The organism is Zavarzinella sp. (genome assembly GCA_041399155.1).
GTDB lineage: Bacteria > Planctomycetota > Planctomycetia > Gemmatales > Gemmataceae > JAWKTI01.
On the sequence record JAWKTI010000001.1, the window covers coordinates 2,329,820 to 2,354,883 of the forward strand.

Below are 25,064 nucleotides of genomic sequence, written 5' to 3' on the forward strand. Positions count from 1 at the left end.
GCGCCGAAACCTGGACCTACGAATACGACCACAACAACCATCTCATCCGGGTGGAGCAGCGGTCGGCTGATGGCGGCACGCTGCTGGTGCGGATCGATTACACCTACGATGTCTTCGGCAATCGGCTGAGCCGAATGGAGTACGATGGCACTTTAACCCTTGTGTCGACCGAGCAGTACGGTTATGATGGCTGGAAGACGGTAGACGGCGGCTACAATTTCATCGGCAACGAAAACTTCGATGTTTACATTGATCTGGACGGTTCCAATGATGTGGTTGCTCGGCGGATCTTTGGCAACTCGGTAGACAATCTGCAGGCACGCATCACTCCGGACGGCATGACCGATGAGGTGCACTGGTACATCACTGATCGCCAGGGGTCGGTGCGTGGCCTGCTCGATGATACTGGCACACCCATCGCAACGCTCACCTACGATGGCTTTGGCAATACCACCAGCAATTCCAACAGTTCAGCGACCGATCGCTACTCCTACACGGGCCGAGAACTCGACCCCACCGCGGATCATCTGCTGCATGTCCGAGACCGTGTTCTGGCTCTCGACCTGGGCAAATTCCTCACCCGCGACCGCCTCGGCTTCCAGGCCGGGGATGTCAATCTGACAAGATATGTTGAAAATGGATTTTCGAATGCAACAGATCCGAGCGGGATGAAACCGCCTCCTCCACCGTTCGAGCTATCAATTGATGTTATGCAATTACCCGTCCCTTTTGATGCAAAGAGAGAGAAAATCTACATTGATCAAATCAAAATTGCGCAAAAAGAATTTAGCGATGATATTGTAGATTTACGAATCCTCGGAATCACAGATGCAGATTTAGGATTAGGGTTCGTACAGCTCCGATGGGAATTTTACCGTGAAAAATATAATAAGCTACGTTCTGATGCAGGTCAAACAGAACTAGATATCAATGATCGAATGTTAAATCATCGCAGTGAAAAATTCGCTGAGCATCGGCTCGAAGGAGCAGTGATGTATGTTCTAGAAAATTATCCCGAAGGGTTCAAGTTAGTTTCAAGAATGGAGCTACTGCAATTAAACCTAGTTGCATCGAATGACTGGACATGGCTTCCTTGGAATTCTTATAGTGCTGACTATAAGAATCGAACTGTTGAAATTGATACGAGAAACAACCGCTTAGATACTGTCGGTGGTCGACTTCATACAGCTTTAAAAGATTTAGTCGATGATAAATGGTACACACAACAATTGTCTGGCATCGGTGGAATGTTCACCGATAGAATTATGCGACAATTAGATTCCGACCCTATTTACGAAGATCTATCTAAAGACTACAAAACAGCTGTCGATCTTTGGCAAGCTGAATTGATTTTCGGCATGTCAGCAATGGAAAGTCACCTTAAAGGCGTGGCTACTGACATGCTAATGAATGCTACAGGAGTAGCAAGTTTAAAGATTGCCCAAATCAGCTATCAAAAGCTAAAAGTTCGCGCGATTATCAATGCATGCTCTTGCAAACGAATCAGCAATGCATGCTTTGCGTTAGGTACTCCAATATTAACTGAAAGTGGCTACAAAAACATTGAAGACATTACGATAGGAGATAGGGTTCTTTCCGTACATGAAGACAATCCCGAAGGCGAATTAACGTATCAACCCGTATTGCAGACAATAAGAAACGTTTCAACAACTGTTTCATTTAGTGTAATGGGCTTGTTGATTCATGTAACTAATGGCCACCCGATTTACACAAGAGAACACGGGTGGAAGCCAGCAAGTCTACTTCGCCAGGGTGAACATGTCCTAACTGCTAATAAGACTTGGGTTTCGATCGACCAAGTAGATAAATCTGAATCTCCGAATGAGGTCTGCAATTTTGAAGTGTCTGAAAATCACACCTTTTTTGTTGGCACTCTGGTTGAAAATGCAATTCTTGTACATAACGTTTTGCTTAGGTGCCTTAATAAAGAACTTGCTGCAATAGATAGACAGTTAGGTAAAATTACCGACCCTGAAGCAATTAAAGCACTGAAAGCCCGTAAAGTAAACGTAAAGGCGCAAATAGGTAAAATCGAAAATGGTGAACTCGTAGATAATTATGATTTTGGAACTCACTTGAAAGAACTCATTGGCGATCCTCCCGAGGGCATGAAGAACCATCACGCACATCACATATTATTCAAAAAGGGCTTACGCAAAAACCAACAAGAACTAGTTGAGGAAGGACAGTCAATCTTACGAAAAGTAGGTATTGATCCCATTTACGGTAAAGAGAATTTGGTCTGGGCGCCAAACATTACAGGTCAGCATGATATTCAATCATTAAGAAAAGTTGTAGATAAACTACGCGAGCTTGACAAAGCAGGTGCTGATAGAGATGAAATAGTTGAAGCTTTGCGTGAATTGGGTAGCATAGCTGCTCAAAAAGGAAAATAATATGATTGCTAATGAGACACTTATGAAAATTCATCGAGCTATTAAACAAGGTCAGCTCGATATTGTTGAACAATTAATCGGTGATAATCCTAGTGCCTTACATATCTGCACACCATTTGGAACTTGGCTGCAAGATGCTGCATCATGTGGCCAGATATCAATTTTACGATGGCTTGTTAATAAAGGTTTAGATGTGAATTTTTTTAATGATTCGAATGAGTATCCACCGCTTTGCAAGGCATGCGCAAAAGGGCACTTCGAAGTAGTCAAGACTTTGATAGATCTAGGGGCGGCAATGGATGTCTCTGATTCTATCCGAAATCCACTATTTACTACAATTGTAGGCACCTTTGATTATACGCCATCACATACTGCTATTGCTAGATTTCTTGTTGGTTGTGGCATAGACATCAAAGTTAGGTATTCTAATTTAGGCAACATGGATGCATTGGAGTTTGCAAGAGAATGGGGTCGTAAAGATATTGCAGATTTCTTAGAGACTCAACTAAGGGCGTGCTGACGAGTCAGTTTTTCCCCTAAACTCTTTCAGCGTTTTTGCGGAAGTTATTGCAATTCCGCAAGATTGAATTAAATGGCTTTACTTACCTGAAAATCAGTAAGTCTACTGAGAATAACTGCTTTAAACATTTTGCATGAGTCTTGGCAGAGCAATTTGATTATAAGCCATCGCTACTTCATTAGTTATTTCTCATTTTCCTTTAAGATAGTCATAGTGTTAATGTTTGTTGCAAATTGTTTACAAGTTACAAGCCACAAGTCTTAATATGTATTATTTCATCATCTGGAGAATCTAATTTTGAACTCCCACATGGAAATCAAAAACGTTATCCACTTACTGCACTGGCGGTTGCATACCTTACTCGCCGAATTGACCGGCGAACTGCACCACTATTACGAAGCGGTGCGGCATCTCCCCGAATCGTCAGCCAGCAAGGCATCACTTGGCTGTGCCCTGGCTCGTGCGGGTCATCTGCATTCTGCCGTGAATATTTGCAGATTGCTGTTACGGAGATGCCTTTCGACCAGCAGGCCGCCAGGGCTTACTACCAGGTGTTGCACGATGTTGGCATGCGGATCGAAGCACGCTGTTTTGCCAAAGAACGGAAGGTATTACAAGCAGCACACCCCGAGCGGTTGCCTGTGGAAGCCTGGTTTGTCGATGTGGAACGGACTGGTACGGAGTTGACCAGCATTCTGATCCCCTGCCATAACCAGTGGCACTATACAGAAGCCTGTCTGCAAGAAATTGAAAACTGGACTAATCTGCCCTACGAAATCATCCTGATTGATAATGGTTCTACCGATGAAACCCGTACTTTGACCGAAACCGAACACATGCGGATTGTCCGCAATGTTGAAAACCGTGGATTCCCAACAGCGATTAATCAGGGGCTGGCTGCGGCGAAGGGCGAATATCTGGTTCTGCTCAATAACGATACGTTGGTGACCCCATACTGGCTAGAAGGGCTTGTCAATTGGCTTGTATTACCCAAAGTGGGCATGGTGGGGCCGATGAGCAACGAAACCGCACCCCCACAGCAGTTAGCAGCAGGCTACCAGAAACTAGAAGAACTGCCGTTATTTGCGATGCAGGTGCTGAAGCAACACAATCAGCAGGCACTGAACGTCGAACGACTGAAAGGTTTCTGTCTGGCTCTGCGACGTGATGTGGTGCAGCAGATCGGCCCGATGGATGAGCAGTTTGGCACCGGCTTTTTTGAGGATGATGATTGGAGCGTGCGGGCATTGCAAGCAGGTTTCCAATTGCTGGTGGCCAAGGATGTGTACATTCACCATTTTGGCAACCGAACTTTTCAGGGCATGGGGCTGGACACACCCTCTCTGCTGGCCGCCAATTTCCAGCGTTTTCACCAGAAATGGGGCAGTGATTATTCCAAAGGTTATGTGCAGCAAACTGTCCCGAAAACAGAAACCGCATTAGCCAAAGTTTCGCTGTGCATGATTGTGCGGGATGAGGAACACCACCTGCCCGAGGTGCTACGCGATTTGCAGGGGCTGTTTGCCGAAATGATTGTCGTGGATACTGGTTCGCAAGATCGCACACGGGAGATTGCCCGGTCTGCGGGTGCGAAGGTGTTTGAATTCCCCTGGATTGATGATTTCGCAGCGGCACGTAATGTCTGTCTGGAGCATGCGACCGGTGATTGGATTTTCTGGCTGGATGCAGATGATCGGTTGCCTGCTGCGGAACGGGCAAAGTTGCGGCAACTCTTCGCGAAATTGCCCGATGTAAATGTGGCTTATGTGATGAAGTGCGTCTGCACGAACCATCAGGGGAATGCCCCCACCGTGGTGGACCATATTCGGCTGTTTCGGCGAGCAGATTCGCACCGCTGGAAGTACCGCGTGCATGAACAGATTCTGCCTGCCCTGCGGCAAACGGGGGTGCAGGTGGTCTGGTCGGATGTGCGGATTACCCACGTGGGCTATTCGGACAAAGAGGTGCGACAGCGAAAGTTGCAACGGGATCTGCGGATTCTGCAACTGGAGTTGGATGATCAGCCGAACGATCCGTTTACGTTGTTTAATCTGGCATCGATCTATCAGGAGTTGCAGCAACCCAGCGAGATTCTGGAGTATGCAGGCCGGAGTTTGGCATTATCTCACCCCAGCGATTCGATTGTGCGGAAGCTGTATGCCTTGTTAGTCCAGGCCCACAGGTCTTTGCAACAACCCACCGAGGCACTTGCACGATGCGAAGCGGGTTTGCAGGTATACCCCAAAGATGTGGAACTGCTGTTCTTATATGGTTTGCTATTGAAGGACTGCCAGCGGTTCACACGGATTCGCGATGAGATCACAAACACTCCAACATTAGCACAAATAACAAACGTTCCACGTGGAACATTTTCAAAACTCGCTTAAATATCAGAATGTTTCAAGTTAAGATTCTTAGTGCCAAGTTGTTTTTGGCACACCTCATCGTTCTTCACGAACATTTTCCGCTCAATTGCTTCCTGTTAACAAGCATTCTTTTCCAGCAAATTTCTAAAATAACTGTTATCTGGTGGGTGATGGTGCTGCACCAAATGGGTTTCAACTAATGAATTTTCCGTTAACGTTTCATTTCGATGTCGCGGTCGTTGGTGCGGGTCATGCAGGCGTCGAAGCCGCACTTGCTGCTGCACGACTGGGTTTGAAGACGGTGCTGCTGACGATCAATGCCGATACTGTTGCCCAGATGAGCTGCAATCCCGCCATCGGTGGGGTAGCCAAGGGCCAGATTGTCCGTGAAATTGATGCCCTGGGTGGGATGATGGGCAAGTGTATTGATGCCAGCGGCATCCATTTTCGGATGTTGAATGCCTCGAAAGGGCCAGCGATGCACTCCCCACGGGCACAGGCAGATAAAAAGCTGTACCAGTTTACGATGAAAAGGTGGGTGGAAGAACAGGAAAACCTGACATTACGGCAGGAATTGGTTGAAGGGTTGTTTCTGGAGCCATTTCAGGATTCGCATTCACCCGCTACCCACTGTGTCCGTGGAGTGATTGCACGCGGGGAAACTCTGTATGCCGCCAAAGCTGTCATTCTAACCGCCGGCACCTTTCTGAAAGCGATCATGCATACTGGTGAAGCCCAGACCAAAGGTGGCAGGGCAGGCGACGCGGTGGCAGAATCGCTAAGCGATGCCATTTCAGCCTGTGGCTTTCAACTGGCTCGCTTCAAAACAGGCACACCGTGCCGTTTGAACGGTCGCACAATCGATTTTTCCAAAACAGAAGAACAACTGGGTGATACGGAGCCACAGCCATTCAGTTATTCCAACGATCGTATTAATATCCCCCAGGTGCCTTGCCACATTACCTACACCAATGAGGAAGTGCACGACCTGATCCGTCAGAACCTGCACCGTGCTCCGATGTACTCGGGGCAGATACGCACCTGCGGCCCTCGTTATTGCCCCAGCATTGAAGATAAAGTGGTGCGATTTGCAGATAAGGGCCGCCACCAGATTTTTCTGGAGCCGGAAGGTCTGAATACATTGGAATATTACTGTAACGGCATATCCACCAGTTTGCCTAAAGATGTGCAGGCGGCGATGTTGGCGAAAATTCCCGGACTGGAGAATGCAGAAATTCTTCGCTGGGGGTACGCTGTGGAATACGACTTCGCCCCACCGGACCAGCTTTTTGCCACCATGGAGACAAAACTGGTGGACAGCCTGTACTTTGCTGGGCAAATTAATGGCACCACTGGTTATGAAGAGGCTGCGGCACAGGGTTTGATGGCTGGAATCAACGCTGGGTTAAAGCTACAGAGCAAGCCACCCTGCATTCTGGATCGATCGCAGGCATACATCGGCGTTCTGATTGACGATCTGGTCACCAAAGGTGTGGATGAGCCGTACCGCATGTTTACTTCGCGTGCGGAACACCGTTTGCAGTTACGCCACGATAATGCCGACTTGCGCCTGACGCACATTGGCCGCACCGCAGGCAGCGTGGGTGACAGAGATTGGAACCGCTTTCTGGCAAAAGAAGAGTTGATCAAACAGCTTGCAGAATATCTGAAAGGAACCAAAGAAAATGGTGAGCCACTGGAAAAAGTACTGCGACGAACGGACACCGATTGGCAGCGTCTGTGCGAAATCCACCCACAGCTAGGTCAATGGAACAGTCATACCAATGTTGTGGAACAAGTGGTGCTGGCGACAAAATACGCAGGCTACATTGCCCGCCAGGATGATCAGATTCGTCGCTTCAAGGGATTGGAAGAAAAATCGATTCCAGATACCTTTGATTACGCAGTGATTCCCCAGCTCCGGCGGGAAGCCAAAGAAAAGTTTGTCCGGATCCGCCCACGGAACATTGGTCAGGCAAGTCGCATTTCCGGCATTACACCTGCAGATCTCGCAGTCCTCTTGATTTATCTGGAATAATACGGTATTCCTCATCCACGTTGTTTATGAAGTCAAATGGAACCGCGGAAACAGATACAGCTTCACCAGTTTGAAGCGGACTGAATTATTTCACGCTGTTAGTTTGAATAAATTGGACAATTTGCGCTGTTTAGCTTAAATAGACAGGGTAGGTTTTCCCAGGCTTACAGTTGCAGTTGACGTAGTTTACGGAGTCGTTACAATCGCCGCGTTCGGTAAGATTCGTAAGTTGCGTCAACTTTAGATGAGAAGTTAAAATAAGTGAGGTTTTCCGATCGATCGTATCCTTCAGGCAGTCAGTCGTAATGTAGTGTTAAGTTAGGCTGATGAGTTCGACCGCTTGGGATGGAACGGTTTGGAAACCGTGGTAATCAAGGAAGAATGTGCCATCGGGATTCTGGTGAATCTACCGGGCACAGGTTACTCATCGGCACCCACCGATGAAGGGGTATTTGAACGATGAAGACTGTCTTTACGACTGGCGAAGCAGCCAAGATCTGCAAGGTTTCCCAGCAAACCATCATTCGTTGCTTTGACAACGGTCAACTGAAGGGATTTCGCGTTCCGGGCAGTCGCTTTCGACGAATCCCCCGCGAAGCACTTTACAAATTCATGCGGGATAATGACATCCCCACCGATCCATTGGAAAATGGCAAAAGAAAAGTCCTGCTGGTGGACGATGATGTAGAGCTGGTGGAAATCACCCGCCGCTTTCTGGAAGAAGATCCTCGCTTTGAAGTGCGGGTCGCCCAGAACGGCTTTGATGCGGGCATGATGGTGAAAGAATACCACCCAGATATCATTCTGCTCGACGTGATGCTTCCCGATATTAACGGTAAAGAGGTTTGTCACCGCGTTCGCAGCGACTCTTCTCTCGTTGATGTGCGGATTCTCTGCATGTCAGGCATGGTAGAAGAAGATAAAATTGATGAACTGCGTCTGGCAGGTGCCGACGATTTCATTCATAAACCATTCGTTACAGAAGCTTTGATTGAGCGGATGTGTCAATTGATGGAAATGGAATCAGCCGTCAGCGCAGCGTAAGTCTGCAGGATTAATGTCCATTCAGCCAGGAGCAAACCACGTGGGAACCCAAGGATGGGGTGATTACGCTGCAACATTACCGTGGTTGTGCCCTTCGGCCAGCGCGTGCAACGCATTTTTAGCTCCTACCACGAAAAAACTATGGAATGGGGTTCGGCTGGATCCAGCCGCACTACTCCACCTGGTCCGTTTTGGAATACAGGATGATATCGCATCGCCCGTACTTCAACATACCAGAATGGTGACAACCGGTGATTTGATTGAACCATTGTTTGATCAATTACAAACAAAACCAGCCGAAGTATATCTGGACTGGCGACATCCCGCCACGATGGGATTGTTCAAAGTTGCGTGCGATACGGCAAACAATGCTGCCACCATTGCCCAACAGATTGGCTATCCTTTTCAGTCTGCGTGGGTGGCAGGGATGCTTTGTTATCTGCCTTGGTTTGCGATTTCCAGTGCCAGCACTGAGGCGATTTATTCCTGTTTATCGCACCCACGTTTCTCAGAAGATCCGTGGGGTACTCAGTTGCAGCACTGGGGCCAGAGCCAGGTCGACCTTGCCCACCGATTAGTTGAAAACTGGCATCTTCCGAACTGGTTAGGCACCCTGCTGACCCGCATCGATTGGTGCCCCGACGAAGTTGATCAACAGATCGACCCAACGCTTCACGCGGTATGCCAACTTGCTGTGGTAGCAGCGAATGACAATACGTTGCCCTTTATCGATCCAGACTTGATCGATCGCAGTGCGGCCTTTCGTGCTCTCCAACTGAACCCGCATTCGATTTCAACATTGGGCGATCGTGCCGAATTAGAGTTAGATATTGCCGTACTGGATGATCGAAGCCCCCACACGAGCGCGGAATTATTAGAAGATCTTCAGGAAGCAATTCTTGCAAGAAACGAAAATTCGGCTTCTGCAATTAATTTTTACCAGCAGCGGGTTGCCGTTCTGGAAAATAAATTACATGAGGCCGGTCAGCGACGGACTACAGAAGAACAGGCAGGTAAACTGCGTGGGCTCGCCGAGCTTGCTGCTGGTGCCAGCCACGAAATTAACAACCCATTGGCAGTCATTTCGACGCAGGCACAATATTTATTAAAAAATGAGAATGCTCCTGATAAAGTGGCTTCTCTCGAATCAATTGTTCGGCAGACGCGTAACATTCACAATATTCTGCGTGAATTGATGCTCTTTGCCCGCCCACCTGCTCCCGCACGTGCGTGGTTGAACCTCGGCAACACTCTGAAAACCGCCCTTCTTCAACTGCAGATCTATGCCGAAGCAGGCGGGGTACAATGGGAATGCAATCTCCCGCAATACGTCGAAATACATATTGATGAGAAATATCTCATTCATATTGTGGCAGCACTTGTCCGAAATGCCATTCAGGCGGCAGGTGCGGATGGCTGGGTACGTATTGGCTGGGAAAACCAGAATGACCAACATGTTCTGTTTGTAGAAGATTCCGGCAGTGGCCCCGCACCGAAAGATGTTGAGCACCTCTTCGATCCATTTTTCTCTGGTAGAGATGCCGGACGGGGACGGGGGCTGGGTCTTTCTACATCTTGGCGGCTTGCAGAACAGATGGGCACAACCGTGGTCTATCAGCCCAAAGACTCGGGGATTACAAGATTTGAGTTCCGCCTGCCCACTTCAATGGTGAAGGAACAACGGCTACGGTACGTTGCATAATCGGCGGCTCAAATAAAAAATGAGGTAACCGTTCACCGGTTCGGGAATTGGCCTTTCGCAAATTTCAGCCATTTTCTATAATCGGGCGATGGAAATCGAGTCGTTCAATTCCGAATGTCCTGGGTGCCAGCAATTGCTCAAGCAGGTTCATTTGCTGCAACAGCAGCTGATGGATCAGCAACAAATAATTCAGCAACAACAAAAGACAATACTGGCGCTGGAAGCTCGCATTCGTGATCTGGAAGACAAGCTGAAACCGCCTAACAAGCAAGAACCTGCAGAAAAAGAAAAATTAGCTTCCCAAAAGCCGACTGGTCGCAAACGCGGGGCACAACAAGGTCACAAGGCAAATCTGCGAAAAACCTTGCCTCCTGAAAGTGTGGACTCCTTTATCAAGTTCGTGCCAGAAACCTGTTCTCGCTGCCACAAATCACTTGTTGGCTGTCCGAATCTACCTGAACCCAGGATTCATCAGCAAGTTGAACTGCCACAGCCTTTAATCGTAACACAATATGAAGGTCATTCCCGGAAATGTGCTGATTGTGGACACACAACTGTGATGACCATTCCTGCTGAGTGCCGTAACCATTGCACCGGACCTCGATTGACAGCTGCTCTGCTGTGTATGGTGGGTCAGGATGGATTGAGTAAACGCTCAATCGAACGAACTTGCAAAACAATTTTTGGCATAGACATATCCTTGGGAACCATCAGCAATCTGGAATCCGAGGCAATTCCGGCGTTGGACGCACCTTATGAGGAAGCTCGTGAGAAAGTTAAAAACGCTGATGTAAAGGGGTTTGATGAAACGGGCTGGAAAGAGGCGGGCCACAAACGCTGGTTATGGACAGCGATTGCGGCAAAGATTCATATCGTAGTATTTCTCATTCATGCACGTCGCAATATTGATGCATTGAAAGCGTTTATGGGTGAAGAGCTCCCAGGATTTGTCAGTACGGATCGCTGGAAGGTGTATGTGAAGAACCTTCCTGAAGGTAGCCATCAATTATGTTGGGTACATTTGAAGCGCAACTGGGAGGCATTATCCAAGCGAAGTAAAAGAGCGACAAAACTCGTGGATCACTGGCTTGAATTACACAAGGAAATATTTGAGCTATGGCATATTTTTACGAGAGATCATCAGATAACTCGCCAAACATTGCAACAGCGGATGAAACCGTTGCAGGAACGCGTACGCACACTGCTGAAACAGGGGCAGGGTAGCAAAGACAAAAAACTTGCGCGGTTTTGCGAGCGGGTGGCCAAAGTAGAGATGCGTTTATGGCTGTTTGTCGACCATGAGCACGTTCCGCCAACGAATAATGATGCGGAGCGTGTGCAACGTCGAGCGGTGTTGTGGCGTCGACGCAGCTTTGGTTCTCAAAGTGCTCGTGGCTGTCGGTTCGCAGAGCGAATCCTGACGGTATGTGAAACATTGAAACTACAGGGAAGAAACGTATTGGATTATCTGGAAAAAGCGATCAACGCACACCGGAAAGGCAAACCTGCACCGAAACTTGCAACAACATAAGTGAACGGTTACAAAATGAGATCGATCTAACAACTATCGGCCTTCGGGATTGGGATCGACTGGCTCCATAGGAACCCCACCACTGTTGACACCATAGTTGGCAGGTAGTGGATTTTTCGGCAGTTTAACACCAATCAAAACCAGGAATCGGCGAGCATCAATCATCTGCACACCCAGTTTCTTGGCTTGATCTTCCATCTTGGAAAAGTTCCCACCCGCTGGAGCATCATTCGCCATAATCAGGAAGTTTGTACTCAATGACATCCCGGGTCCCTTGATTGTACCCGTTCTCAGGTCAAGGTAAGAATCGACAATCGTGTTGTTCTTTTCAAGGATGCGGATGAATTCCTGTGAATCATCAGTACCATCCCCATCCAGATCGATCACACCAGCAAACGAAACACGAGTGCGTTTGGTATTGCTGAGAATGATGTTGAATAACGTATCCCCTTTGCTGACTGGGTTACGAATTGGCTGCAACTGCTCGGTGATTAAAGCACGTGCCGTAAATGGGCCAGTTACTTCAATAATCTCAATCTTTCCTTTCACCAGTTCATTATCATCAAATGGAATCCGTTCTAAGCCACCACGATCGGAATTGGCTCTTTGCAATACTTTTTCACGATCGATAACGGCTGCCAGTGATTGAGAAGGTGCGGTCACCAGGAAAGTTTGTCCGGGCACCAGCGCCAGACGGGTATTGAAACGAATGACCAGATTATCACCATCTTTGGTGGTGATTTCCCCTTTATTCTCTTCAACCCGAGTAACGTCCAGCTTGCGGAAGCGTTCTTCGATATCGGTATCCGATTTATTCTCTAAACGATTAATTTTCTCATCGCGGGCACGAATATCTTTCTGTAACTTGGCAACATCGTCACCCAGTTCGTTGATCGACTGCTGCAATTCTGCTGTCTTTTTCTTGTAATCATCGCCATCTTTCTCTTTACCTGCGAACAAAGCAGTACGATTACGTTCGGTTTCCTGCTGAAAAGCTTCAAACTTGGTCTGCAGATTTGCCAATCCATCCTGGAAGATCTTACGCTGAGCATCAAGATCTGCTTCGGCTTTAATTTTTTGGTTTTCAGCAGTTTTCTGAGCATCTAAAGCATTTCTTTCAGAGGTTTCTTTGGCTCGATACAGATCCGACCACTGTTTTACTAATGCAGGAATCGTGATTTTCGGAGCCACATCTGGAATTTGTGCCCCCGCAGCCGGGTTACCACCTGCAGCCACCGTATTCACCAGGGGCCAGTCAAAATCATTGGCGTTGGGCAGCGATCCTTTGACCGCACCCACGATTTTGGTGTGCTGTTCCAGAATGGATGCACTTTGGGATGAAGCCAGACCCACCAGGTCGGTGCGATCCTGTTCCGATGCCGCACCAATGGCAACTTCGGTAAGGATGCGTTTCGCCTTTTCCTGTTCAAAAGCTGCCTGCGCACCTTTCTTAGCTTCTTCCGCGTCCTGCGCCTGTTTTTCGAATTGAGCCTGACCATCGAAACCCATGTACGTGGTGACGCTGGCGGCAATCGTTGTCAGGATGAACAGCACCAGCATAATGATCAGAAATGGGCTGGATTTGCCACTCTTCTGTGTTTTTTTTGCCATGATTACGCCTCGCAGAAAAAAATTCCGCGTTCAAACGAAAGAAAACCTCAACCTTCACTGTAACGGACGAATAGATGTTGTCAACGAGAAACCAACTCAGACGTAGGCAAGCTGGTTATTTTTTGCCGTTTGTATCGATTACTCCAGTTAGAATTGACTCCGCGGCCCACAGAAAGAAATTATTCTCAAAGTTTCTGAAAAAAAACGTACGAAATCGACGCCTATCCCACACAAACAATCGTGGGGAATACTTACGTTTATGGTGAACTGATGATTCGGCTGACACTTCGGACCTTACTTGCCTATGCAGACGACCTGCTGGATGCCCCACAGGCCCGGGAAATTGGCATCAAGCTGGTGGATAGCCCGAAAGCACAGGATTTATTAGAAAAAATTCATTCCTTATCAAAGCAACGCCAAGCATCATTCATCGGTGGGGAAAAATCACAACCGAACCCCCACATTATTGCCGCCTACCTGGACAACACTCTGCCACCAGACGAAGTTCAGAAATTGGAACAGGAAGCTCTGGAAAACGACGATATCCTGCGAGAAATTGCGGTTTCTCATCAGGTGCTGTGTCAGGTGATTTCGCAACCACCGATTCTGGAAGAACAGTCGTACCGCAAACTTTACCGATTGCTGCCCGCACCCGCTGCAATTGCATACCGGAAACCAAAATTTCACGAACTGGCAGTAACACAACAACCCTCGATAAGCAAAGATTCGACAAACGATTCAGGAAACTCGAAACTCCGCCCACTTCTCATTTTTGGGCTGATTTCTCTGACAACCCTGTTAGTGCTGTCCATGTCTCTCGCAATTCCAGGAAAGAAAAAGGAACAGCGGGTTCAACGAATCGTAATCAAGCCAATCGAAATAGCACAGTCATCCCCACTACAAAAACCGCCTGCAATCCCGCCGATCGTGCCTGCGAACGTGATAGAAAAACCGGAATTGCCACCAGTAGTACCTGCACCTAAAAAAGTTCCAGATGTCATCGAAAATGGCCCACCACCACGTGAATTGGCCCAGAAACAGCAACCTGTAAATAAATGGGGAGTTGCAAATGAGGCACGAGAAGCAATTGGCACATTCTCCTCCCCCAGAGAACCTTTACTTTTCAAATCGCCTAAGTGGGATGAATTACAGCGTTTAAACGACACTGCTGCGGTTGAAAGCAGAGATCTTTGGCTGGCACTACCCGGAATGAAACCAGAAATTCTGCTGAACCAGAATCTGAAACTGATTCTTGCACCGGATTATCCAGATTCGAATCAGACACAAATGTTGCACACTTCGGTGGTTGCTTCAGTCCCACCTGCAGGGGTGGATGCTGATCTGCAAATTCACTGCGGAAGAATCTATCTACAAAATAATGCAGCAACTTCTTCGACAGTTCGACTGCGTTTCCTGAATGAGATCTGGGATGTTTCCCTGGCACCGGGAGCAAAACTAGGTATGGTGCTGATCAGTAAATTTCCTGAGGAAGTGCCATTTCAGATAGCACTTGAAAACTCCAAGCCACGTACTGAAGTAACTTTGAAAGTAGAAACTGGAATAATTAAACTGGAGTCAAAGAATGGTGCATCGATAGAATTACCAGCCGAATCCTTCGCCAATTGGAATAATGGCACTGAGAAGGTTGCGATCGGAGGAAAGGAAGAAAAGTTTGCGGCTGGTGCAGCTTTATTTCCAGCCAGTTTGGAACCTGCAAACAAAACAACTCAGGCTGTGGCTGAATTCTTCAAAAAAATGCTGTTGGATGCAGACCACCGGCTTGGTTACGAATTTGTCGCTGTACTGAAAGATGAAAAGCGTACTTCAATCTTGCGGAGTATGGCAACATACTACTTGCCCGGAACAGAAATGCTGCCAGCATTAATCGATGCTATGTCGGATGGTGACAGTGAGATCCGTCGTGCGGCAATTCGTGCCACTCAACTTTGGCTGGAACTGTCTCCGGATCATGAAAATACTTTTGTGGATACTCTGATTCGCACAAAGGGCTTTCCCGACGAACAGGCACGATTTGCTGCAATGTTGCTTCGACCAATCGAACTGAGTAAAGCTTCACCATTGATTTGCAGTAAATATTTTGATGTATTGAATCACGAACGATTGATGTTTCGTTCAATTGTTCATAATCAACTGTCGATAATCGATTCCCTGGGATTAAGAGAAACTCAATATACTCCCGATAGCATTCCAGATCGACTTGCATTAACAACACAACGCTGGAAAAATTCCTACTTCCGTAGAAATCCCAGCCAACGCCCATGAACATTTTTTCGCGCGCCGTGTCTTCAACCATAAACGAACTACACAAACTTCATGATTCAATTAATCCTCATTGCCGACGGGCTTGGTCCCGGGTGGCTTGGGCCGTATGGCAACGAATCGATCGACACCCCTACCCTCAACAATCTTGCAAGCAGCGGAGAAGTCATCGACCACCTGTATGCAGATGATTTCCAGGTGGATGAAAATGGGCGGGTGGTCGAATCTTTATCGAACCGTGCAATACAGGCTCTTGTTGAAGACCGGCTGAAACAACAGCATTGCTGCCACTTACTGTGCGACGAGCAGGCATCGGTGCTGGCGAAATTACCATGGTCGAGCGTCACCATGCTCGAACGTGGGGCGGAATCCTACCACGATGATCTGGTGCAGAAACTTCACGGATTGGTGGAAGAAAATCGCCCGGAAACCCACCAATTGGTGGTCATCGACACCAGCTGCATGCTACCACCGTGGACGTTCTATCAAGAAACATACCAGGAAATCATGCAATCAATGGGCGGGCTGACCACTGATTCCTCATCAATTCTTCATGATTCCTGGGAGCGAATTCGGAACACCCCTCCCACAGACACACCACCACGGGGTTTTGTGGCACCAGACGATGCCACTTTTTTTGCCATTCGGAACAGTTTCGCGGCGGCAGTGCACTTTTTCGATGATTGGGTGGGCAAAATTGTGGCTGCCATCGCATCTCAAGCAGACGCGTCCATCACGATCACATCGCGGCATGGTTACCCACTACTCGAACACCAGTGGGCAGGACCGGATTGCCCCACGTTGAATCGGGAACTGGTACAGATCCCATGGATTTCGCGATTATTTTCCCACCAAGGTGCAGTAGTGCGAACGATCAATGCACTGAAATTTTCGCAAGTACTGGAAACATTTCCAACCGGGAACGGAAAGACGTCGAAAAGATTAATTAATTCTCATCATTCAGACTCAATTATTGTCCGCCGACAAATGGCAGGCACCACGGACTCGTGCGTCATTTCCCCAGAAATCTGGGCAATTTTCCCCCACGAAGGGGAACCACAGGCGTACAACCACCCAGAAGACCTGTGGCAAGTGCACAACATCGCCAGAGAAATTGCTGAAGAAATAGAAAATCTGGGCAAAATGAGAGATGTTTAAATATCACGATACTGCTATCCAGCAATATTATCATTTACCAATATGCAATTACAACAACATAACAATATTGCCATACAGAAATTTAATGCGTTCAATAGCGGACAACTACCCACATGACTGAAATAATTGTCACAATGGGCATTTATTTCTGATAATAACGATTTTTCAGCTGATTTATTCTAGCATCTCAAAAGTTCATCCTGTACTGTTATCGCCATTGACACGATATTCACCATTTATTTCAGGTTACCTTTAAATGTTAAATCACCATTGGCGTCGTGCCATCCAGGCAATTATTGCCAATTCTGTTCGGAAATCCCGTCCAGCTCACTCGCGTAAGCACGGTACCAGATTACGTCTGCAGGAACTCGAGGATCGGGCGGTACCTGCCACATTTACGGTAAATACATTGGTTGATGAAAATGACGGCATCAACGTAGGAAATGTTTCCCTACGGGAGGCAATTGCTGCTGCCAATACCACACTCGGTGCGGATACCATCGACTTCTCGGTTACTGGTACGATTAATCTGGGTAGCGAACTCCAATTGACCGAAACTGGTGCCTCAAACATTACCACCATCAATGGTACAGGGATCACCGTCAGTGGTAACAACGCAGTGCGAGTGTTGTATGTTGACAGCAACGTGCACGCCACTCTAAACAATCTGACGATTGCCAATGGTCGCGCCAGCGAAGGGGGTGGGATTTACAATGCCGGCACGATCACGATCGATAATTCCACCGTCTCTGACAATTCCGCCGACTTTGGTGGGGGGATTTACAATACCAGCTTCGGCACGATCACGATCGATGGATCGACAATCTCTGGTAATTCCGCTGACGTTGGTGGGGGTCTTTTGAATAACGGCACGATCACAATCGATAATTCCACCGTCTCTGACAATTCCGCTCAAAATAGTGCGGGAGGAATTGCTAACTCTGGCACCATACATTTGAATCTCTCAACCATCACTAATAATTCCGCTGATACTGTTGGGGGTGGTGGGTACAATTTCGGCTTGGGCACGTTCACAATCAATAATTCTACTGTCTCTGGCAATTCTGCCAACGATGCCGGGGGACTTTTTAATACCGACTTCGGCACGATTAATTTGACAAACGGCACCACAGTCTCTGACAATTCCGCTAACGATGGCGGCGGGGTTTACAATAACAGCGGCACGATCACGATCGATAATTCCACCGTCTCTGACAATTCCGCCAACGATGATGGGGGGGGATTTACAATGCCAGCGGTACGATTAATTTAACAAACGGCTCCACGGTCTCCGGCAATACCGCCTCCGACATTGGCGGGGGTGTTTACAACAGATCCGGCGGCATTGTCACGGTTGATGGTTCCACGGTCTCCGGCAATACCGCCACCAACTTTGGTGGGGGTGTTTACAACACATCCGGCGGCACGATTGATCTGATCAACGGGGCAGAAGTATCCACGAACACCGCACGCAGCGGCGGCGGCCTGTACAACCTCGGGTCGGGCAGCACGATCACGGTTGATGGCTCCACGGTCTCCGGCAATACAGCCGCCTTCATAGGTGGCGGTGTTTACAACACATCCGGCGGCACGGTTGATCTGATTAACGGGACAGCAGTTTCCACGAACAATGCAGCCAACGGCGGCGGCCTGTTCAACCTCGGGTCGGGCAGCACGATCACGGTCGATGGTTCCACGGTCTCCGGCAATACCGCCACCAACTCTGGCGGGGGTATTTACAACCAAAGCGGCGGCACGGTTGATCTGATCAACGGGGCAGCAGTTTCCACGAACAATGCCGCCAACGGCGGCGGCTTGTACAACGATGGTGGCACGATCACGGTCGATAGTGCCACGGTCTCCGGCAATACCGCCACCAACAATGGCGGGGGTGTTTTCAACGAATTCGGCGGCACGATTGATCTGATCAACGGGGCAGCAGTATCCACGAACAACGCATCCAGAGGAGGCGGCCTGTACAACTTCGGGTCGGGCAGCACGATCACGGTTGATGGTTCCACAGTCTCCGGCAATACTGCCATCTTTGGTGGGGGTGTTTACAACCAAAGCGGCGGCACGGTTGATCTGATCAACGGGGCAGCAGTATCCACGAACAATGCATCCAACGGCGGCGGCCTGTTCAACCTCGGGTCGGGCAGCACGATCACGGTCGACGGCTCCACGATCTCCGGTAATAGTGCCACCTTTGGTGGGGGTGTTTACAACACATCCGGCGGCACGGTTGATCTGATCAACGGGGCAGAAGTATCCACGAACACCGCAGTATCCGGCGGCGGCGGCCTGTACAACCTCGGGTCGGGCAGCACGATCACGGTCGATGGTTCCACGGTCTCCGGCAATACCGCCACCTTCGAAGGTGGGGGTGTTTACAACATATCCGGCGGCACGGTTGATCTGATCAACGGGGCAGCAGTATCCACGAACAATGCCGCCAACGGCGGTGGCCTGTTCAACCTCGGGTCGGGCAGCACGATCACGGTCGATGGTTCCACGGTCTCCGACAATACCGCCACCTTCAATGGTGGGGGTGTTTTCAACGAATCCGGCGGCACGATTGATCTGATCAACTTAGCCTCTTTGTCTGCGAATACTGCATTCAATGGCGGCGGCCTGTTCAATTCTGGTGCGGGCGGCACGATCACAGTTGATGGCTCCACGATCACGAACAATACAGCCACCAGCTCTGGCGGGGGCATTCTCAACAGTAGCAGCGGCACGATTGATCTGCTCAACTCCGCCGCGGTTTCCGCGAACACCGCACAAGCCGGAGGCGGCCTGTACAACACAGGTGCGAACAGCACGATCACAGTTGATGGTTCCACGGTTTCCAGCAATACAGCCACCAGCAATGGCGGGGGTATTTACAACCAAAGCGGCGGCACGGTTGATCTGATCAACGGGGCAGCAGTTTCCACGAACACCGCATCCAGAGGAGGCGGCCTGTACAACATCGATTCGGGCAGCACGATCACGGTTGATGGTTCCACTGTCTCCGGCAATACCGCCGCCTTCAGAGGTGGCGGTGTTTACAACACCGGTACGGGCAGCACGATCACGGTCGATAATTCCACGGTCTCCGGCAATACCGCCTCCAACTCTGGTGGCGGTATTTTCAACGAATCAGGAAACGCTTTGACATTTGCCGATTCTATCCTGATAGATAACACAGCGACCAATGGTGGCGGAATACGGAACGATGGTTCGTTGACCTTATCCGGTACAGCGACTGTCCTGGATATCAACAGTCCCGATACGATTTCCGGTATTGGAAATATCACAGTTTCCCCGACAGGCACGGTTACATTTGCAACCGGCACGCTCTCGACCTACACGGGTACCACAACCCTAACCAGCGGCACGACAATCGTCAACGGAACCATTGACAACAACGGCACACTGGACAGCAGTGGCGGGCTTGTTACAGTGCAATCGGGCACGACATTGTCCGGAACCGGTACGTTTGATGCTCCGGTAGATGTCAACACTGGCGGCACTATCGCGATTGGAGCAACTAATGGCACGTTGACATTGGGTGATACCAATCTGCAGACTGGCTCGACCATTGATGTAAAGATCAACAATCTGAGCGATCCATCTCCGCTGGCAGGTACCGATTTCGATCAGTTTATTGTGAACGGCACGGTCACGATTGACACGACAAGTACTCTCAACCTGATTGATAATCTGCCGGGCAGTAACAATGGTGTATTTGGCGATGTGCTGGTTCTGATCAATAACGATGGCGCTGATGCAGTTATTGGAACTTTTGCGGGTTTGCCTAACGCTGGCGACTTCATGTTCGATGGTAATACCTGGCGTATTTTCTACGCTGGCGGCGACGGCAATGATGTGGTGATGGCACTGGTTGACAATACGGACATCATCTATGTCGACGACGATTACACCCCTGCCAACGGATTCGCCAACGGCACAGTCATACTCGATGCAGACCCAGGCACGCCAGGCGACCAGATAGCCGTCGTCGGCATCAATGCTTTTGATACGATTGTAGAAGGCATCAACGCGGTTGATGATCCCGGAACGGTCTATATCAACACGGGCACATATATTGGCAATGTGGATACCACGTCGAAAGAGCTGATTATCAAGCCCGCCAGCGGGGCCGCACAAATTGCAATTCTCGGAAATCTTACTTTAGATTCTGACGACACCTTGCAAATTGAGATTGGCGGAACGAATGCAACATCGGAATATGACAATTTCTTAGTGTTAGGCAATGTCACGATCGGCGATGCGACTTTGGAAACAACACTGATCAATTCGTTCGTTCCCTTGCTCAACAACGTGTTCACAATAGTGAACAATGATCAGGCGGATGCAATCAACGGCATCTTTGACGGTTTGCCACAGAACTCTCCGCTCATGCTAGGAGCAAGCGAATTTTCGATTCAATACACAGGCAATGACGGCAACGACGCCATTATCATTTCCGCACAGGAACCGGAAGTGGAACATGGCGAAAATGCCAACATCAGCCTGGCGAATATCATCCCCAATCCATCCGGGCCAATTACATTTACAGTGGAACTGGTTGATCCGTTATTTACACTACAACAGCAATTAGGGTTGACAGCCCCCGAAATTGCATCGGGTTTCAATTTCCGAGGACAGAAAGAACGTTACTTGAAGAGCTCGAACGGCAGCAACCCTGCTGGCCAGGGCTTTTATGTACTGATGCCGGACAACAAACTGTATGAGTACAAAGACGGCTTTGCAGGCCCACTGACGTTAGCAGCAACCCTTGGCGGAACCCCTGTAGCAGATTTTTCCACAGGTGTGTATAGCAGTGGAAGTACGACAGCAGTCTACGACAACCCTGCAATCCTGACATCAACTACCGGTGCACCACTTGTTTCCGGTGTCAATCCATTGTTCGACTTAAAAGTGAAACTTGGCCTGACCAATCCTCTAACTTCATTCAACTTCGCTGGTGCGAATGAGAAATATCTCACCAGTACCAACAACAGCAATGCTGGTCCAGGACGATTCAATTACTTCGTCTTGCTACCAAACAACACCTTGGTTAAGTTCAACGGTGTTTCAGCAGTCACCAGCCCTGTAGTTGCAGATTTCACAGCCCTGGGGCTTGGCAACGTTTACGCTGATCCTTCATTGTTAACAAACGCCACCCTGCCATTGTTGCCTGGATTGACTGCAGTTGCGACAAATAACCCTGGTCCCGGTCCTGGTGGATCATTGTCGATAACACCCGCTGCAGCGTTTGATCGTACTGTGTCCGTTAAAGTAACAGCCAACGACGGCACAACCACTGTACAGCAGACATTTACGTTCTCTGTTGAGAATACTGTTCCAGTTCTGTCGCCGATAATGGCTCAGTCTCAATTCACTCTTGTTGACAGCATTGATGTGCCGTTGACAGTCACCGATCCCAACCCTGATGCTGCACTTCGGACATTCGACGTGAAAGTTGAAGGTTATAATCCGTTGTTTGACCTGAAGAATGAACTGGGTATTACAAACCCGCAGTACGAATTCAACTTCTTTGGCCAGAACGAACGCTGGTTCCAGAGCACCAATGGTAGTAATGTTGCGGGCAGTGGGCGATATGTACTGACAATGGATAACGAATTGTACGCATTTGATGGCGTTTCGTTTGCCACAACTATTGGCAATTCTGCCAACATGGTTGCAGATTTCAGTGCAGGGCCATTCAACAACCCCACGGTATATCGAAATCCAGCACAGTTATTCGATGCAAAGCCTCCAGTCTCTCCTACCTACTATGTCAATCGTGGGCCGCTTTACGATGCCAAGATTCAATTTGGCTTAACGAGTGCTCCGTATGCGTTTAACTTCTTTGGCGAAAACGAACGCTGGTTCCAGAGCACGAATGGCAGCAATCCCGAGGGGATGGGTCGGTTTGTTCTGATGCCGGATGATCAGTTGTATGCTTTTGATGGCTTTAGCTTCGCCACAACGATTGACCGGACACCAGTTGCCAATCTTTCCGGACTTGGTGCCTATGCGGATCCTACATTGCTGACGAACTCACGCCCAACAACTGTTGTTGATGAGAACTTTGAAGCAAAAGACCGTTTTGGTATTACGAAAGCGGAAGTGCCTGGTACATTCAACTTCCGTGGGGAAAATGAACGCTACTTTATCAGCACTAATAACAGCAACCCAGCTGGTGCGAATTTCTATGTGCTGATGCCGAACGGCAATTTACTTGCCTGGAATGGCATCGACCTGGCAACCAGCCCGGTGGTGGCAACGCTGAACACATCAGTTCATACGAATCCAGAATTGTTGTACGCAGCCAGTGGCCAGGCACCCGCGATTGTTGCCACTGTTGATTCAGGTACAGGTGTATTAACTTTGAACCCACAAACTGGTTTCGTGGGCCAAGTTCGCGTCAAAGTAACTGTCTCTGACGGTGCTGCCGAAGATAGCGAAAGCTTTATTTACACTGTCACCAGCACCATCTGATGCTTCAATTTGCCCACAATTTTCTGTTGCCTGAGGCATTTTTCAACCCACCAAGGCCTTTTCAGCAAACTTCTGTAATTCAATATTTTTCCTGAACCTTCTTTGAACAATTCCTGTCTTTGATAAACTTGGCACCTTCCTTTCGATGATACTGGTTCATTCCACATCGAAAGGCTGAACATTGCCTTCGGAAGTTCGTTGCAATAGAACAATATGCACGGAGGGATGGCAGAGCGGTTTAATGCACCGGTCTTGAAAACCGGAGTAGGGTTTACCCCTACCGAGAGTTCGAATCTCTCTCCCTCCGTTTTACGATAATGCAAGGTTCAGTTTCTTCTAGCGATGTTTCGCAAACCTCTATTTTTATAGGCATTTCAGAATTTACTCTCCTTACCTCACCATACCCTTCTGTACTGTGCTGCGTCGTTTTTTGCACATACTGTTCTCTTGTATCGATACTTCCTTTGGTAGCTCTTTCGAAGTGCTCATTGGTAATCTGGGCATAATGCTTTAAGGCTACTTTGGCATCATGTCCCATCCAATCAGATACAACGTAGGGAGGGTGCGTTTCCAATAACTCTGTAACCCTACTGGAACGCAAGTTATGAAACATTCTGGGCCATAGTTCCAGCCCTGCTCGTTTGATCAGTTTGCCAAACCCAGTACGGAGGTTACAGCTCTTCCAGCCAGTGGGCCGCTGTGCACGCAAAAGATACCCGGCCCCCACTACGTGGGTCTGGCCTGGTTCTGCCAATTCATAGGCCTCTTGCAAATACTGGTGCAATTCAGGATACATCGGGATCACCCTACTTCCTTTACCATCGTAGCGTTCCGTCTTGGGCGAGATAACCGTGATCCTTTTTGCCTCCCAATCGATGTGTCTCCATTCCAGCGATAGCACCTCTGAGGGGCACCTGAGGCCACCAAATCGACACAGGGCGATAATTGTTCTCCAGGTAGGGTTTGCATGGTCCAGAAGCTTTTGAGTGGTTTCTCGATCAATAAACCGCTGCCTCGCACTCACATTGGCGTGGGGGATCTTGATCTCTGCGAATGGGTTCTCATCGATGAACTTATGTTTTCTGGCAGTATGAAAGAACGTCCTGGCAAACGCCAGCCGTTTTGCAAGGGTGGCTGCTGCTAATCCCTGGGTATTCAACCATGCTTTAAACTGGTCACATTGCCCTACAGTCACCTTGCGCAACTGTTTATCTGCACCAAAGTACTCAATCAAGTTCCTGCAAGGTTGTTGCCATACCTCCAAGGTTGCTGGTTTTACATCAGGTCGCGATAGGATGAATTCCTTTAGGAAATCTCCCAATTGCATCGTTCGAACTTCTTTTGGTTCTACCAAGCCCACTCCAGCCAGCTTGGCATGCCATTTCTGGTCGATCCTGGCTAACCAGTTGGCGGTATCCATTGCCATCGGCTGTCCACTGGCACCTGAAGAAAGAATCTCTTCGACGTGCCTTTGAATGCCCTGAGCATCTTTGATGGTTACCTTGCCCAGGTAGATCGTCTTTCGGGTCCCATCTCCTGTGAAGAACTGAATTCTTCTTCTACCTTCTCTATCCGTTGTAATACTCGCCATCTTATCCTCATTAATTTTTCATTTATTAAACAGTCCCATGTTACCAACTTTTACCTGGAAGGGACCTTATGGAGTTCCATGACAGTTCTGATTCAAAAATATTTATTCCCTATCTACTATTCAGTTATGACACATGACAAAATGACAAAACTACCCTTTTGCCGAACCATGCGACACTTTGCAACATTCTTGGGGAGTTGTGTCATAAACCACTGGCATTGTGTCATAATTCACGTGCATTTCATATTGCTCAGACGATCGTCTGAATACCGTTCTTTCGGTGTTCATTTGAGCACTGCTACTCTTCAGGATTT

15 protein-coding genes and 1 tRNA gene are annotated in these 25,064 nt (G+C 48.6%); 13 read left to right on the forward strand and 3 right to left on the reverse strand.

Translation table 11 applies throughout. The annotated features are described in order from the left end of the window. Nucleotides 1-50 precede the first annotated feature (50 nt). The 8 genes from R3B84_09685 to R3B84_09720 all read left to right on the forward strand — a co-directional run bounded on the left by R3B84_09685 (nt 51) and on the right by R3B84_09720 (nt 11,618). On the forward strand, nt 51-2,417 hold the full coding sequence (locus R3B84_09685) for a polymorphic toxin-type HINT domain-containing protein (protein MEZ6140830.1): 2,367 nt from the start codon (nt 51-53) through the stop codon (nt 2,415-2,417). 22 nt (nt 2,418-2,439) lie between these two features. Next, the gene (locus tag R3B84_09690) at nt 2,440-2,937 is read left to right on the forward strand and encodes an ankyrin repeat domain-containing protein (protein ID MEZ6140831.1); all 498 of its coding nucleotides are present in this window, start codon (nt 2,440-2,442) and stop codon (nt 2,935-2,937) included. 512 nt (nt 2,938-3,449) lie between these two features. Further along, nucleotides 3,450-5,324, forward strand: a complete 1,875-nt coding sequence (locus tag R3B84_09695) for a glycosyltransferase (protein ID MEZ6140832.1) — start codon at nt 3,450-3,452, stop codon at nt 5,322-5,324. A gap of 178 nt (nt 5,325-5,502) precedes the next feature. Next, on the forward strand, nt 5,503-7,341 hold the full coding sequence (mnmG, locus tag R3B84_09700; protein MEZ6140833.1) for a tRNA uridine-5-carboxymethylaminomethyl(34) synthesis enzyme MnmG: 1,839 nt from the start codon (nt 5,503-5,505) through the stop codon (nt 7,339-7,341). A 340-nt stretch (nt 7,342-7,681) separates the two neighbouring features. Further along, nucleotides 7,682-7,804, forward strand: coding sequence for a hypothetical protein (locus R3B84_09705; protein ID MEZ6140834.1), 123 nt, complete (start codon nt 7,682-7,684; stop codon nt 7,802-7,804). Then, complete coding sequence (locus R3B84_09710; protein ID MEZ6140835.1) at nt 7,801-8,385, forward strand: response regulator; 585 nt, start codon at nt 7,801-7,803, stop codon at nt 8,383-8,385. The genes R3B84_09705 and R3B84_09710 overlap by 4 nt, the downstream gene beginning before the upstream one ends. 40 nt (nt 8,386-8,425) lie before the next feature. Then, entirely contained in the window at nt 8,426-10,087 is a 1,662-nt protein-coding gene (locus R3B84_09715) for a HAMP domain-containing sensor histidine kinase (protein ID MEZ6140836.1), read from the forward strand. Between the two features lie 88 nt (nt 10,088-10,175). Continuing rightward, the gene (locus R3B84_09720; GenBank protein ID MEZ6140837.1) at nt 10,176-11,618 is read left to right on the forward strand and encodes an IS66 family transposase; all 1,443 of its coding nucleotides are present in this window, start codon (nt 10,176-10,178) and stop codon (nt 11,616-11,618) included. 33 nt (nt 11,619-11,651) lie between these two features. Here R3B84_09720 and R3B84_09725 read toward each other — a convergent pair whose 3' ends face one another. After that, complete coding sequence (locus R3B84_09725; protein ID MEZ6140838.1) at nt 11,652-13,229, reverse strand: hypothetical protein; 1,578 nt, start codon at nt 13,227-13,229, stop codon at nt 11,652-11,654. Between the two features lie 270 nt (nt 13,230-13,499). On the opposite strand from R3B84_09725, the gene R3B84_09730 reads away from it, so the two are divergent. The 3 genes from R3B84_09730 (at nt 13,500) to R3B84_09740 (ending at nt 17,940) form a co-directional block, all read left to right on the forward strand. Next, the gene (locus R3B84_09730; protein MEZ6140839.1) at nt 13,500-15,512 is read left to right on the forward strand and encodes a hypothetical protein; all 2,013 of its coding nucleotides are present in this window, start codon (nt 13,500-13,502) and stop codon (nt 15,510-15,512) included. Nucleotides 15,513-15,563: 51 nt separating this feature from the next. Then, complete coding sequence (locus tag R3B84_09735) at nt 15,564-16,667, forward strand: hypothetical protein (protein ID MEZ6140840.1); 1,104 nt, start codon at nt 15,564-15,566, stop codon at nt 16,665-16,667. Nucleotides 16,668-16,923: 256 nt separating this feature from the next. Continuing rightward, entirely contained in the window at nt 16,924-17,940 is a 1,017-nt protein-coding gene (locus R3B84_09740; protein ID MEZ6140841.1) for a hypothetical protein, read from the forward strand. Here the strand turns inward: R3B84_09740 and R3B84_09745 are convergent. Next, nucleotides 17,937-18,413: a hypothetical protein gene (locus R3B84_09745; protein ID MEZ6140842.1), complete on the reverse strand. Its 477-nt coding sequence runs from the start codon at nt 18,411-18,413 to the stop codon at nt 17,937-17,939. The genes R3B84_09740 and R3B84_09745 overlap by 4 nt on opposite strands. A 69-nt stretch (nt 18,414-18,482) precedes the next feature. On the opposite strand from R3B84_09745, the gene R3B84_09750 reads away from it, so the two are divergent. Both R3B84_09750 and R3B84_09755 read left to right on the forward strand, forming a co-directional pair. Continuing rightward, entirely contained in the window at nt 18,483-23,159 is a 4,677-nt protein-coding gene (locus R3B84_09750) for a hypothetical protein (protein ID MEZ6140843.1), read from the forward strand. Nucleotides 23,160-23,378: 219 nt separating this feature from the next. Then, a tRNA-Ser gene (locus R3B84_09755) sits at nt 23,379-23,466 on the forward strand. Here the strand turns inward: R3B84_09755 and R3B84_09760 are convergent. Next, the gene (locus tag R3B84_09760; GenBank protein ID MEZ6140844.1) at nt 23,437-24,750 is read right to left on the reverse strand and encodes a site-specific integrase; all 1,314 of its coding nucleotides are present in this window, start codon (nt 24,748-24,750) and stop codon (nt 23,437-23,439) included. The two genes, R3B84_09755 and R3B84_09760, sit on opposite strands and share 30 nt — an antisense overlap. Between the last annotated feature and the right edge of the window lie 314 nt (nt 24,751-25,064).